Below are 13446 nucleotides of genomic sequence, written 5' to 3' on the forward strand. Positions count from 1 at the left end.
TCAAAATTTTAATAGTATTTATGATTGTTATAAACACTAAAAATTTAACCCAAAACCACAAGTAATTTTACATAAAACTTTATCTTTACAATATTTTGTAATGTCACACGTTTTTGCTAAAATCGCCCCTTTTAATTTACCTAAAAGGGAGAAAATGAAGAGATATTTAGCCGAGTTTTTTGGCACATTTTGGTTAGTTTTTGGAGGTTGCGGTAGCGCGATATTTGCAGCAGCTTTTCCAGAGCTTGGTATCGGATTTGTAGGTGTTGCGTTTGCTTTTGGTCTTACAGTTCTTACGATGGCTTACGCTGTTGGTCACATCAGTGGCGGACACTTCAACCCTGCTGTCTCAGTTGGCCTATTGGTCGGCGGAAGATTTGACAAAAAAGACTTCGTACCTTACGTCATCGCACAAGTTATCGGAGCGATCGCAGCTGCTGCCGTGCTATATCTTATCGCTTCAGGCAAGGCTGGATTTGACGCTACTGCAAGCGGTTTTGCTAGCAACGGATACGGCGAGCACTCACCAAATGGCTACAATCTAGTCTCAGCACTTGTTGCAGAGATAGTCCTAACTGCGTTTTTCCTTATCATCATCCTAGGTGCTACTGATGAGCGTGCTCCAAAGGGCTTTGCACCTATCGCTATTGGCCTTGGTTTGACGCTGATCCACCTTATCTCGATACCTATCACAAACACATCGGTTAATCCAGCTCGCTCAACCGGCGTTGCGATATTTCAAGGCACTTGGGCACTAGAGCAGCTTTGGCTTTTCTGGGTTGCACCTATCGTTGGAGCGATCATCGGAGCTATCATTTATAGGATTTTAGGCTGCACATGCGGCTGCAAAAGCGCAAAATAATCAATTTTTATACTTCAAGGGGCGATCTTCGCCCTTTTTTACTCTAAAAATTTAAATAAGTAAAAAGAAATTTATAAGATATTTTTGAGGGGTCATCTAAGAAATTTAATTCTTAGATGAAAAGAGGATTTAGGCTTTTTTTGTCATCGCCCTAATAGGTATAACAAATATCGCTGCAATAAGGTAAAAAACGATACCAAAGACAGCTGCCATCATAAATATCTCGCCGATATCATAAAAGCTTGACTCAAGCCTAATGGTATCCACGTAATTTATCGCAAACCATAATGCTACGCCAAGAGCGATAGCAAAAACAAAAAATCCCCAAGAAAATAAAAAATTTAAAATCTTAGTCATCAACTTTTCTCCTTTTTGAGTTTATTTATCTACCTTAAATCCGCCGCCAAGTGCTCTATAAACTTCAACCGCGCTATCTACCTCATCAAGCTTAGCTGAGATATCTTGAAGCTTTGCTTGAAGCAAATTTCTCTGTGCATCAAGAAGCTCTAAGTGACCGATATAGCCAGCGTTATACTGATCTTTAGCAAGCGAATAAATTTTTTGCTGCGATTGTAGCAAATTTTTTACCTGATCCAAAGAGAGCTTTGCATTTTGCCTTGAGATAAGGGCGTCTCTAACCTCGCCAAGGGCCGATCTAACAGTCGCTTCGTAAGTGATAGCTGCGATTTGCTCGTTTGTCTCAGCAACACGGACGTTGTTTTTTGTCCTGCCGTAGTCAAATATTTTTTGCGCTAAAGAGCCACCTATATTCCAAGTATTGGCATTTCCTACAAATATATTTTCAAAATCAATACTTGTAAAGCCCAAAAGTCCAGTGAGCGAGATCGTAGGAAAATAATCAGCCTTTGCTACGCCCACAAGGGCATTTGTAGCTTTTAGATCTGCTAGTGCCTTTGCCACGTCACTTCTTCTAAGCAAGACATCTGAGCTGATGCCAGCCTTTATCTCAGGTGAGCTTGGTAAATTTTGCGCACTAGCAACGGCTCCTTTTAAAATTTCATCATTGCTCTTGCCAGTTAGGATGGCTAGCGAAGTAAGCGCTTGCGACTTTGAGTTTAGCACTGAAGTTAGGCTTGTTTTTGCCCTTTCTACTTCAGCCTTACTTTGCAGATAGGTCATCTCATTTATGCCACCAAGATCAAGCTGTGTCTTGCGAAGTGCTAACGTATCTTCGTAGGTTTTTAGAGTCTCTTTTAGCACCGCTTCTTGCATGTTTAGCGATACTAGAGCAAAGTAGCTTTTTGCCACACTTGAGCTAAGGCTTAGTCTGGCGCTATCGTAGTCAAATTTGCTCGCATTTAAATTTTCATTAGCTGCAAGCACGCTATTTCTTACTCTACCCCAGAGATCTATCTCGTAGTTTAGTCCTAAATTTATGCTCGAGCTTCTATAGCGTGTTTGAGGCTGCCCAGTGTAAGTTTCACCGCTGGTCTTTGCCTTGGTATAACTTGCGTTTAAATTTACCCCCGGTAGCAAATCAGCTTCAGCAATGCCAAGACTTGCCTTTGCTTTTTGTAAATTTAAATATGCAATGCGTAAATTTGTATTTTTCTCAAGTGCACTTTCGACTAGAGAATTTAAATTTTCATCGTGAAATTCTTTCCACCAAAGATCTCTTATGTCGCTTGTCTCGAAAGTGTATGTTGAGGTGAAATTTGTATCCACATTTGGCATATCTGGGCGAAACGAGCAACCAGCCAAAAACGCCGCTGTTATAAGTATAAACGCCTTATTTCTCATCTTTTTTTGCTCCCTTTTTCCAGTATTTTTCATTTAAATTTTCAAGCAAATAGTAAAACATAGGCACGAAAAATATCGCTATCGTAGTAGAAGCGATCATGCCGCCAACCACGCCAGTTCCTAGTGAGTGGCGAGATGCAGCTCCAGCGCCTGTGCTTATGACCATTGGGAAAACGCCTAAGGTAAATGCGATAGATGTCATAACGATAGGTCTAAAGCGAAGTTTTGCTGCATTTACAGCTGATTCAAATATGCTCTTTCCGCTCTCACGCTCTTGCATAGCAAATTCTACGATCAAGATGGCGTTTTTGGCCGCCAGACCGATGAGTATCAAAAGACCAATCTCGAAGTAGATGTCGTTTGTTAGCCCTCTTATCCAGACAGCTAGCAACGAGCCAAATACCGCAAATGGCACAGCAGTGATGACTGCAAGTGGGATGAGCCATCTTTCGTACTGAGCAGCAAGGATCAAAAAGACAAAGACCATACCAAAGATAAAGGCAACCGTGCCTGTTCCTTGAGAATTTACCTCTTGATATGCCGTTCCAGCCCAGCTTATAGCGTAGTCGTCGCTACTTAGCGTGTCATTTACGACCTCTTGGATCGCTCTTATCGCATCACCTGATGTGTAGCCAGGTTTTGGATCGCCCATGATCTTAGCCGCTGGAAAGAGGTTAAATCTATCAACGATATCAGGTCCGATCGATCTTGTAAGCGTCGCTACTGAATTTAATGGCACCATCTCGCCCTCATTTGAACGGACGAAAATTTTTCTTAGATCCTCAGGGTTGTTTCTAAAGTTATCGCTCGCCCTTGCATATACGCGGTAAGATTTACCAGCAAGGTTGAAGTCATTTATGTAGTAAGAGCCAAAAGTAGCCGCTATCGTGCTAAAAATTTCGCTCTCACTTACGCCAAATAGCTTTGCTTTCTCTTTATCAACTGTTATCTTAAACTGGCGGTAGTTTGTCTCAAGCGTCGTTCTCACGCCAGTTAGCTCAGGTCTTGCATTTGCTGCCGCTGTCACCTTTCTAGCGTCTGCTTCTATCTCGTTGTAGCTCTTGCCACTTTTGTTTTGTAGATACATCTCAAAGCCGCCAGTCATTGATAGACCCATGATAGGTGGCACGTTTACGACAAAGGTCATTGAGTTTTTAGAGCCCCAAAGCATGCCGTTAAACTGACCAACTAAGGCATCTGCGCCGTCTGTTGCACCTTTTCTCTCGCTCCAGTCTTTTAGCTTGATAAAGCTAATGGCTGAGTTTTCTCTAAGTGAGCTAGCTAGCATATCATAACCTGCAACGCCCATAGTAAATTCGACATTTGGATTGCTCAAAATGGCGTTACTAATAGATTTTACCTCTTCTTTAGTCTTTAGCATATTTGTTGAAGGTGGAAGCGAGGTGATAACCATCAAAGCGCCCTTGTCTTCTGAAGGCACAAGCCCTTTTGGCACCTTTTGAAACAAGCCATACGTTGCAAATCCCATTATGCCAATTACTATAAAGCTAATGATGACGTGTTTTAAAATTTTTGCCACACCAGCTGTAAAGAGCTTAGTGCTAAAGTCAAAAAAGTCGTTAAATTTCTGAACGATCCAAAATGGCTTGTTCTCTTGCTTTTTAAGCATAACCGCACAAAGCGCTGGCGTAAGCGTAAGAGCGACAAAGCCTGAGATACAAACGGCGACAACAAGTGTTAGCGCAAACTGCTTTTGTATAACGCCAACAAAGCCCTCCATAAATGAAACTGGCACGAAAACTGCGCAAAGCACGAGCACGATAGAGATAACCGGAGCTTGCACCTCCTCCATCGCCTTAAATGTCGCGTCTTTTACGCTTATATTTTTATCTTCGTGCAAAATTCTCTCGACGTTTTCTATAACGATGATGGCGTCATCCACGACGATACCGATGGCAAGAACTAGGGCGAAAAGCGTGATCAAATTTATACTAAAACCCATCACATAAAGTCCGCCAAATGTGCCTATGATGGAGATTGGCACAGCAAGCATCGGTATGATGGTAGCTCTAAAGCTCTTTAAGAAGAAGTACATTACGATAAGAACTAGCACCATCGCTTCTATGAAAGTTTTTATAACTTCGTCTATTGAGACGGTGATAAATTCAGTTGGATTGTAAGCTATCGTGTGCTCTAGGCCAACTGGGTAGGTTTTCTTTAGCTCTTCAAGCTTTGCTTTGACCGCTTCAGCAGTTGCAAGTGCGTTTGCGTCGTTTTGCAAAAATAGCAAAAGTGGCACTGCTGGCTTGCCATTTAGCATAGCTTCAGATGCGTAGCTAGCAGCTCCAAGCTCGACTGTGGCGACCTCTTTTAGCTTGACGACTGTGCCGTCATCACTTTTTATCAAAATTTCGCCAAACTGCTTTGGATCTTTAAAACGTCCCTCAGAAACTACTGAATAAACATAAGGATTTTCACCTTTTGATGGCTGCTCGCCGATCTTGCCAGCGGCGTATTGTGAGTTTTGAATTCTTACTTGAGAGATGACGTCGCTTGGAGTTAGTTTAAACTGAGCGAGTTTGTCTGGCTTTAGCCAAATTCTCATCGAGTACTCTTTGTTGCCAATTAGCACTGTATCACCGATGCCATTTACCCTTTTGATCGCGTCAGCAATGTTTAAATTTACATAGTTATATAGCTCAACTTGGTTCATATTTGGATTTGTAAAGCCAACTACTTGAAGGATCGAGCCACTTCTTTCGCGCACCGTTACGCCCATACTTTGCACCTCTTGAGGCAATCTTGAAAGGGCAGCTTGCACGCGGTTATTTACATCGATCGTTGCTTGCTTTGCTGACGAGCCGATCTTAAAATATACGCTTATATTCATAGTACCTGCAGAGCTTGAGGTGCTTTGCATATAAAGCATATTTTCAACACCATTTATCTGATCTTCGATCGCACTTGCGACTGAGTCAGCGATCGTCTGCGCATCAGCACCGCTATATGTCGCACTTACAGAGACAGTAGGCGGAGTAAGACTTGGATACTCCTCTATCGGAAGCCCCTTGATACCCATAAAACCTGCTATAACTATGATGATAGATATAACAGTTGCAAATATCGGGCGGTTTATGAAAAATCTTGAAAACATCTATCTGCCTTTACTTGCTACTTGTAGCGTTTGCATCTTTGCCGTTTATAAATTCTGCACTTAGGTCTTTATCAGTTTCAACTGGTGCGCCAACTCCGATTTTAAGGAAGTTACTAACTATTATCTTATCGCCCTCCTCAAGACCCTCAGTCACAACGATCATATCTTTTGTTTGATATCCTGTTTTTACATTTTTTTGGCCTACTTTGCCATCTTTTACGACTAAAACATAAGTGTTTGTAGCACTTTGTTGAAGGGCAACTTGTGGGATGTTAAAGGCATTTTTTTGCACAAATCCGCTCATCTTTATATGACCAAACGCACCTGGCAAAATTTTACCCTCACTATTATCAAAGCTAGCCTTTGCCAAAACGCTGCCAGTTGCGGTATTTACGACATTATCTATAAATGTCACTTTGCCAGTGAAATCTTCATTGTTTAAATTTAAAACAGCCTCGCTATTTAGTTGCTGCCAAGCGCCACTATCTAAATTTGCTTTTCTACTTAGATTATCCACATCTGCGATGTAAAAGTCAGCCTCGATCGGATTTATCTTAGTTAGTCTTACAAGCTGTGTTTGGCTTGCTACTACAAGTGAGCCAACATCGACTTTATTATCGCCCACTACACCGTCAAATGGAGCTACTATGCTTGTGTAGCCTAGATCTATTTTTGCACTTTTTAAATTTGCTTTTGCGCTTACTAAATTTGCATTTGCGATATCATAAGCTGCAACGGCTGCGTCGTAGTCTTTTTGAGAGACTGCATTTTTCTTATAAAGAGCAGAAATTCTTTTAAACTCAGTCTCGGCATTTTTTAAATTTGCATTTGCAACGCCAACAGCTGCGTCAAGTGAGTCGTAGCTAGCTTGATATTTCTCTGGATCTATGAGAAATAGCTTCTCTCCAGCTTTTACCTTATCGCCTGGCTTAAAAAACTGCTTTATGATCGTGCCGCCAACCTTTGGATAGATGATGACATCTTGGTTGCTAGTAACTGTGGCTGTGTAGTCAAAGCTAATAGGCACATCCGCTTTTTGTGCAACAAATATATCAACATGAGATGTTGGCATTTGGCGTCCTGCAGCGGCCTTTTTGTCGCCACTTTCAAAGCAGCCAGAAAGCAAAAAAACGGCAGCTGAAAGCATAAGAAAACTTTTAAATTTCAACATAAAAACCTCCCTTAATTTTAAATTTTAATCCCAAATTTAGTTTTGTAATTTTTATTACAAATTATAAAAGTTACTGAATATAACTAATTATAAATTAAAAGTCAATTCAACTTTTAACAATGCCATTTAAAAATAGCTCAACGCACAAAGCAACGTGCTCTTCACGCTCTTTTTTGCTTAGTTTTGGCTCCTCATTTACCATAAGTGAGTCGAAGTAATAAAGACCAATTACATTTTTCATAAAGCACTTTGCAGCAAATTTGGCTGGAAATTTTGGATTAAGCTCGGCTTTTACCTCATCTCTTTCAAAGAAATTTATAAGTACAAGGTCGATCTTATTTAAAATTTGATCTAAAAATGCCCTGCCAAGCTTGCCGCCATTTTTAGAACCCTCACTCATCATTATCCTGCCAAGTGAGATATTTTTCTTGGTGCAGACGATGGAGAAGATGATGGTTGCAAATTTGGTTAAAAACTCCTCTAAACTATGAGAAATTTTAAGGTCTATTTTTTCATCGATCTCTTTTATAAAGTCATCTATCTCTTGCTCGATGATCGCCTTAAAAAGCCCCTCTTTGTTCTCGAAAAATGTGTAAATGCTAGCAAGCGAGCCGCCGCTTATCGCCACGATATCGCTAAGGCTCGTTTTTTCGTAGCCATTTTTTAAAAATAGCTCAAGCGCCGTTTTTACGATGAGTTCGTATCGTTTTTTGCCTTTTTCTGAGATCGCCATTTTACTTCCCACTAAATTTTTCGCCATTTTATCATCTTTTTGGATAGATAAAAGTGCTGGCTCTTTGCACGCTGATAGTTGGCTCGTCAGTGGCGTAAGCTCTTATATTTATATGTTTTAAAAGATCTTTTTCGCTCGTGTTTTCATTTTTTGATTTTAGCGTGACGATGACCTTTTGTTTTGCGCCAGCTTTTAGCATAAACGGCTTATTTGGACGAGAAATTTCTATGCTTTTATCATCTATCTCAAAGTAAAATTTATGATCCTTGCTTTGGGTATTTTGCACTAAAAATACATAAGAATTTTCAACCTCACCTTGATCTAAAACCTTGTAAAGCTCGCTTGTCCTATTTATATTTAAAAGCATGCTCTCTTTTTTACCGCTCATCAGCGCTGCAGCTACCAAAACTACGCACAAAATGACAAGATAAGCAACCGTTCTAAATCTAAAAATTTTCACCTTTTTATTTTCATTTTGAGAATTTATGCTTCTCCACTCGATGAGCGAGCTTTCGTTAAAATGTCCCATCACTTTAGCGCACGCGTCGCTACACTCAAGGCAGTTTATACATTCAAGCTGCATACCTTTTCTTATATCTATATGTGTTGGGCATATCCTTACGCAGGCCTCGCAACCAGTGCAAAGCGCGCCATCTTCTTTTGGCTTTTTAAATTTCTCCCGGCCATCATATATGACGCCGCCTCTGTTTTGGTTGTAGATAACTTGGATCGTGTCGCTATCAAACATAACTGACTGCACCCTCGCATACGGGCAGACATAGACGCAGAAATTCTCTTTTAAAATGACCACGTCATAGACTAGCCAAGCAGCTATACTAAGCCAAAATGCAAGTAAAATTTTATGTTCGCTTGCGTCATTTAGATAAGCAAAAAAATCAAGTGGTGGCACAAAATACCACATAAAATTTGCAGCTATGATAAGTGCTAAAACGCACCAAATTCCAACAGCTAATGCACGCTTAAAAATTTGACCTTGTGGCTCATTTTGTTTGTTTTGGATATTTTTTCTGATCTTTAAAATTTTAGTCTGCAAAAGGTCACGAAAGAGCGTTCTAAAAATGGTCTGCGGACAGCTCCAGCCACACCAGATACGCCCTGCAAGCGTCGTTAAGAAAAATATGCTTAAAAACAAAGTGATAAACAAAAACGGCATCAAATATAGCTCTTGCATATCAAATTTTGTAAAAAATAGATCAACTCTGCTTTTATCAAAACTTAGCAAAAATAGTTGCGCGTCATTTATCCTAATAAATGGCAAAATAAATACAAATAGTGTGATACAGGCAAAAAAAATGTAACGCCTCTTGGCGTAGGTAAAATGAAGATCCTTTGACATGGTGAGCCTTTTTTGAAATTTCAAGATTATAAATTTTGGGTTATTAAAAAAGTATTAAATATTTTAAATTTGCCTAAAAGCTTAAATTTATGAAAGTTAAACTATACTCACGGCTTATTTTAATCTGAAAGGTGGTGAGGACGTTGCCTGGTATTAAGGTACATCCTAACGAGTCATTTGACGAGGGTTACAGAAAGTTTAAAAAACAAACTGACCGTAACTTAGTCGTTACTGAAGCAAGAGCTAGACGCTTCTTTGAGCCTAAAACTGAGATCCGCAAGAAACAAAAAATTGCAGCTCGCAAGAAAATGCTTAAACGTCTTTATATGCTTAGACGCTACGAGTCAAGACTCTAAAACCAAGACAAAGGGAGCTTTGCTCTCTTTGTTTAACTCTTCTTTTAGCCTTATTTTTTTATAATCAAAGCAATTTTTTTATTTTATTTTAAACGGAAATCCGATGCAAAAGCTAGCTGTAAATGAAGCTGCAGAAATTTTAGGCATAACAAAAGAAGCAGTCTATAATAGAATCCGCCGAGGCTCGTTGAAAACGCTCATTGAAAATGGCACTAAATTTGTCATCCTTGACGAGGAGCCAAGTAGCGAAAAACCCGCAAAAACCGCTTCAAAAAGCACAAAAACTAAATCCCAAAACGACGAGTTTGTAAGCTATTTGCTAAATGAGCTAAGTGAGCTAAAGAGCTTAAATTTAAATTTGCAAGCCGATAAAGATAGGCTTTTTAAAGAAAAAGAGCAGATGCTCATCGAGCGCAAAAATGAAATTTTGCAAATTTACAAGGACAGAGACGAGAAGCTCATGCAGTTTCTAAATGCTATGCAAAGGCCACTTTTAGCACCTAAAAACGAAAGTGCCGCAAGCGAAATGGCGATAGATGCGCAGATAGAGGACGAGTCAAAATGGATAAATTTAAGCGAATATCTAAAGGAGTTAAATTTAAAACCAAAGGCAACGAAAAAGATCAGTGAAAAGATAATAAAAGCGATACATCACTCCAAATTTATCAAATTTAAACGCGGCGTGATACTTGTTAGAAGACATAAAAATTTAAAAGAGTTGATAGGAGAGATATGAAACACATCAAAAAAATAGCTACTTATGCTGCGGTTGGGGGATTTGGTGCCATTATCATGGCTGGACTTGCAGGTTGTGGGAGCGACGATGGCGGTAATGAAAACGCACTAAACGAAGTTGCGCAAAAAAACGGCGCCTTTGTCATCATCGAAGAGAGCGCACCTGGCGTTTACAAAATATTAGAAGAGTATCCAAGCACTGAAACTAGAGTCGTGCTAAAAGATATGAACGGCACTGAGCGCGTGCTAAGTAAAGATGAGATCGATAAACTTCTAGCTCAAGCAAACGCAAAGATCGACAATAACACTTCAAATTTGACAAGAACGAGCGACGCACAGCTAAGCAGCGGCGGACTAAGCCTTGGTGAGACGATCCTTGCTTCAGCAGCTGGCGCGATACTTGGTAGTTGGATAGGCAGTAAGCTTTTTGGTAATCAAAATTTCCAAGCAAATCGCCAAAGCACATATAAAAATCCAAGTGCTTACACAAGAAGTGTGGATAGCTTTAACAAGCAAAAAGCGGCAAATTCTGCTGCAAGAAGCGGCGGTGGAAAGAGCGGATTTTTTGGTGGTGGCTCAAAGTCAAGCTCTAGCTCATCAAGCTTTGGAGGCTGAAAATGATAAATTTAAGAAAAATCACCCCATTAAACAATGAATTTATGGAGAAAATAGGCTTTGCGTGGCACACGGATAACGACAACAGCTCGTATATCGCTGATGAGATCGTGCAAGTAAGCGAAAAAGAGGCAAATGCCTACTACGAGGCGGCAAACGAGCTATATGATATGTATGTAAATGCCGCTCAACACGTGATCGACAACAACCTTTTTCACGAGATAGGCATACCATTTAACCTTGTTGATATCATAAAAAATAGCTGGGAAAATGACGTTCACTGGCACCTTTATGGCAGATTTGACCTAGCTGGCGGGCTTGATGGTAAGCCTATAAAGCTCATTGAATTTAACGCCGACACGCCAACGGCAGTTTTTGAGACGGCGATCATCCAGTGGGCGATGCTAAAGCTAAATCACATGGACGAAGCAGCCCAGTTTAACGACCTTTACGAGTCGCTAAAGCAAAATTTCAAACGCCTTATCACGCTTGGCGACGAGGATGCGGACTTTGATGAGCTTTACGAGGGCTGGGGGATATTATTTAGCAGCATCGCAGGCAGTATCGAGGATGAGCAGACCGTAAAACTACTGCAATACATCGCAAAAGAGGCTGGTTTTGTAACAGACTTTGCCTACGTTGATGAGGTCGTTTTTAACGATGATGAGGGCATTTTTAAAAATGATGAAAATTTCGAGTATTGGTTCAAGTTAGTGCCTTGGGAGAGCATAGCGATCGATGAGGGCGAGCTGGCTCTCATACTTTCAAACATCGTCAAAAATCAAAAAGCTATCATCATAAATCCAGCCTACACGCTGCTTTTCCAAAGCAAAGGGATCTTAAAAATCCTTTGGGATCTATATCCTAATCACCCGCTCTTGCTTGAGACCTCAAACGAGCCACTAAAAGGCAAAAAATATGTGAAAAAGCCGGTATTTGGTAGAGAAGGCGCAAACGTCTCGATATACGATGAAAACGGCGCACAAATAGCAAGCAGTGATGGTGAATACGACTCAAACAAAGCCATCTATCAAGAATTTTACGAGTTTAACCAAGATGAGAGGGGCGAGAGCTACCAAGCAGGCGTATTTTACGCTTATGAGGCGTGCGCGCTTGGATATAGAAAGGGCGGCAAAATTTTAGATAACTACTCTAAATTTGTAGGACATTTCATTAAGGACTAAGGATGAAGATCGTTTGTTTGGACGCGGCAACGCTTGGAGAAAACGTAGATCTTAGTGTTTTTAAGAAATTTGGCGAGTTTATAAGCTACCAAAAGACTAAGAGCGATGAGGTCGTACCTCGTCTAAAGGGCGTTGATGTCGTCATCACAAACAAGGTCATCATCAACAAAGCCGTGATGGACGCGCTAAATTTAAAGCTTATCTGCATAAGCGCAACTGGGATGAATAATGTCGATCTAGAACATGCAAAAGCTAAAAACATAGTCGTTAAAAACGTCGCTGGCTACTCAACCGCAAGCGTCGTGCAGCACACATTTGCCTTGCTTTTTGAGCTAACAAATCGCATCAAATTTTACGATCACTACGTAAAAAGTGGCGAGTGGGTGAAGAGCGAAATTTTCACCTATCTTGGCGCAGATATCAGCGAGATCGCTGGCAAAGAGTTTGGCATCATCGGTCTTGGCGAGATAGGACGCGGTGTGGCGGCAGCGGCACGTGCATTTGGCGCAAACGTGAGCTACTACTCGACAAGCGGAGCAAATAAAAATAGCGAGTTTGCGCAAAAAAGCCTAGATGAGCTACTAAGAAGCAGCGACATCATCAGCATCCACGCACCGCTAAATGAAAAGACTAGAAATTTACTGGGTACAAACGAGATAAATTTGCTAAAAGATGATGCGATAGTGCTAAATTTAGGACGCGGCGGCATAGTTGATGAAGCAGCGATGGCAAGGGCGATAGATGGGAGAAACCTGCGTTTTGGCACCGACGTTTTAGAAAGTGAGCCGATGAGCAAAAATAGCCCATTTTTAAATGTAAAAAACAAAGAAAATTTACTCATCACGCCGCACGTAGCATGGGGCAGCTTGGAGGCTAGAAAACGGCTGATCTCGCTCATAGTTAAAAATATAGAAGAATTTATAAAAGGATAGAAAATGGCAAGCGAACATAGCTTTGATATAAGCGCTGAAGTCGATATGATGGAGGTTAAAAACGCTCTTGAGACGGCCAAAAAAGAGATCGCAGCGAGGTATGACTTTAAGGGGCTTGCGGCTGAGGTAGAGCTAAATGAAAAAGAGAAATTTATCACGCTTCTTAGCTCAAGTGACAACAAGATCGACGCGCTAAAAGATATCGTGATCTCAAAGCTCATCAAGCGCAACATCCCACCAGTGGCGATCACAGAGACAAAAAGAGAGCCAGCGAGCGGGGGAAATTTAAAGGCGACGCTAAAGCTAAACGACACGCTTGATAGTGAAAACTCAAAAAAGATCACCAAAGCGATCAAAGACTCAAAGATCAAAGTAAGCGCGCAGATCAGAGGCGAAGAGATCAGAGTGACAAGCAAAAGCATAGACGATCTGCAGGAGTGTATAAAGCTGGTTAGGGGGCTAAACCTAGAACTCCCAATAAGCTTTAAAAACCTAAAATAATGGCTTCTCGCGAGTGCCTTTAAATGAGCTAGAAAAATTTTCGCTCCGCAGGCTATATCGCATATTTTCGCTTTATTATGCGTCGTTGATTCAAATTTTTGCTCGGTCATTACCAGCTCGGTAA

General features: G+C 40.8%; 13 protein-coding genes. 7 read left to right on the forward strand and 6 right to left on the reverse strand.

What is annotated here, in order from left to right:
- The first annotated feature begins 154 nt into the window (after positions 1-154).
- On the forward strand, positions 155-862 hold the full coding sequence (gene aqpZ, locus CYO89_RS08075) for an aquaporin Z (protein ID WP_103597902.1): 708 nt from the start codon (positions 155-157) through the stop codon (positions 860-862).
- 129 nt (positions 863-991) lie between these two features.
- Here the strand turns inward: aqpZ and CYO89_RS08080 are convergent, their stop codons facing one another.
- The 6 genes from CYO89_RS08080 to ccoG all read right to left on the reverse strand — a co-directional run bounded on the left by CYO89_RS08080 (position 992) and on the right by ccoG (position 8999).
- Complete coding sequence (locus CYO89_RS08080) at positions 992-1222, reverse strand: hypothetical protein (RefSeq protein ID WP_180995481.1); 231 nt, start codon at positions 1220-1222, stop codon at positions 992-994.
- Between the two features lie 18 nt (positions 1223-1240).
- Entirely contained in the window at positions 1241-2623 is a 1383-nt protein-coding gene (locus CYO89_RS08085) for an efflux transporter outer membrane subunit (protein ID WP_103597903.1), read from the reverse strand.
- A complete protein-coding gene (locus CYO89_RS08090) occupies positions 2613-5738 on the reverse strand; it encodes an efflux RND transporter permease subunit (protein ID WP_103597904.1) in 3126 nt (1041 codons plus the stop codon). The genes CYO89_RS08085 and CYO89_RS08090 overlap by 11 nt, the downstream gene beginning before the upstream one ends.
- Positions 5739-5748: 10 nt before the next feature.
- On the reverse strand, positions 5749-6909 hold the full coding sequence (locus tag CYO89_RS08095; RefSeq protein ID WP_012001106.1) for an efflux RND transporter periplasmic adaptor subunit: 1161 nt from the start codon (positions 6907-6909) through the stop codon (positions 5749-5751).
- Positions 6910-7015: 106 nt separating this feature from the next.
- Positions 7016-7669 carry a TetR/AcrR family transcriptional regulator gene (locus tag CYO89_RS08100; RefSeq protein ID WP_258032553.1) on the reverse strand — a complete coding sequence of 218 codons (654 nt, stop codon included), beginning with the start codon at positions 7667-7669 and terminating at the stop codon, positions 7016-7018.
- Between the two features lie 4 nt (positions 7670-7673).
- A complete protein-coding gene (ccoG, locus tag CYO89_RS08105) occupies positions 7674-8999 on the reverse strand; it encodes a cytochrome c oxidase accessory protein CcoG (RefSeq protein ID WP_103597905.1) in 1326 nt (441 codons plus the stop codon).
- 143 nt (positions 9000-9142) lie between these two features.
- Here ccoG and rpsU point away from each other — a divergent pair, with 143 nt between their 5' ends.
- The 6 genes from rpsU (at position 9143) to CYO89_RS08135 (ending at position 13322) form a co-directional block, all read left to right on the forward strand.
- Positions 9143-9355, forward strand: a complete 213-nt coding sequence (rpsU, locus tag CYO89_RS08110) for a 30S ribosomal protein S21 (RefSeq protein WP_009294994.1) — start codon at positions 9143-9145, stop codon at positions 9353-9355.
- Positions 9356-9458: 103 nt separating this feature from the next.
- Positions 9459-10091, forward strand: a complete 633-nt coding sequence (locus CYO89_RS08115; protein WP_103597906.1) for a DNA-binding protein — start codon at positions 9459-9461, stop codon at positions 10089-10091.
- Positions 10088-10705 (forward strand): UPF0323 family lipoprotein, encoded by a 618-nt coding sequence (locus CYO89_RS08120; RefSeq protein WP_103570117.1) that lies wholly within the window; start codon positions 10088-10090, stop codon positions 10703-10705. The genes CYO89_RS08115 and CYO89_RS08120 overlap by 4 nt, the downstream gene beginning before the upstream one ends.
- A 2-nt stretch (positions 10706-10707) precedes the next feature.
- Positions 10708-11889, forward strand: coding sequence for a glutathionylspermidine synthase family protein (locus tag CYO89_RS08125; RefSeq protein ID WP_103597907.1), 1182 nt, complete (start codon positions 10708-10710; stop codon positions 11887-11889).
- Positions 11890-11891: 2 nt separating this feature from the next.
- Positions 11892-12821, forward strand: coding sequence for a D-2-hydroxyacid dehydrogenase (locus CYO89_RS08130; protein ID WP_103597908.1), 930 nt, complete (start codon positions 11892-11894; stop codon positions 12819-12821).
- A 3-nt stretch (positions 12822-12824) separates the two neighbouring features.
- A complete protein-coding gene (locus CYO89_RS08135; RefSeq protein WP_002942447.1) occupies positions 12825-13322 on the forward strand; it encodes a YajQ family cyclic di-GMP-binding protein in 498 nt (165 codons plus the stop codon).
- Positions 13323-13446 lie beyond the last annotated feature (124 nt).

Source organism: Campylobacter concisus (assembly GCF_002913765.1).
Taxonomy (GTDB): Bacteria; Campylobacterota; Campylobacteria; order Campylobacterales; family Campylobacteraceae; genus Campylobacter_A; species Campylobacter_A concisus_BB.

Coding starts and splice junctions, on each gene's coding strand:
- aqpZ (WP_103597902.1), top strand. CDS start 155: ATGAAGAGATATTTAGCCGAGTTTTTTGGCACATTTTGGTTAGTTTTT.
- CYO89_RS08085 (WP_103597903.1), bottom strand. CDS start 2,623: ATGAGAAATAAGGCGTTTATACTTATAACAGCGGCGTTTTTGGCTGGT.
- CYO89_RS08090 (WP_103597904.1), bottom strand. CDS start 5,738: ATGTTTTCAAGATTTTTCATAAACCGCCCGATATTTGCAACTGTTATA.
- CYO89_RS08095 (WP_012001106.1), bottom strand. CDS start 6,909: ATGTTGAAATTTAAAAGTTTTCTTATGCTTTCAGCTGCCGTTTTTTTG.
- CYO89_RS08100 (WP_258032553.1), bottom strand. CDS start 7,669: ATGGCGAAAAATTTAGTGGGAAGTAAAATGGCGATCTCAGAAAAAGGC.
- ccoG (WP_103597905.1), bottom strand. CDS start 8,999: ATGTCAAAGGATCTTCATTTTACCTACGCCAAGAGGCGTTACATTTTT.
- CYO89_RS08115 (WP_103597906.1), top strand. CDS start 9,459: ATGCAAAAGCTAGCTGTAAATGAAGCTGCAGAAATTTTAGGCATAACA.
- CYO89_RS08120 (WP_103570117.1), top strand. CDS start 10,088: ATGAAACACATCAAAAAAATAGCTACTTATGCTGCGGTTGGGGGATTT.
- CYO89_RS08125 (WP_103597907.1), top strand. CDS start 10,708: ATGATAAATTTAAGAAAAATCACCCCATTAAACAATGAATTTATGGAG.
- CYO89_RS08130 (WP_103597908.1), top strand. CDS start 11,892: ATGAAGATCGTTTGTTTGGACGCGGCAACGCTTGGAGAAAACGTAGAT.
- CYO89_RS08135 (WP_002942447.1), top strand. CDS start 12,825: ATGGCAAGCGAACATAGCTTTGATATAAGCGCTGAAGTCGATATGATG.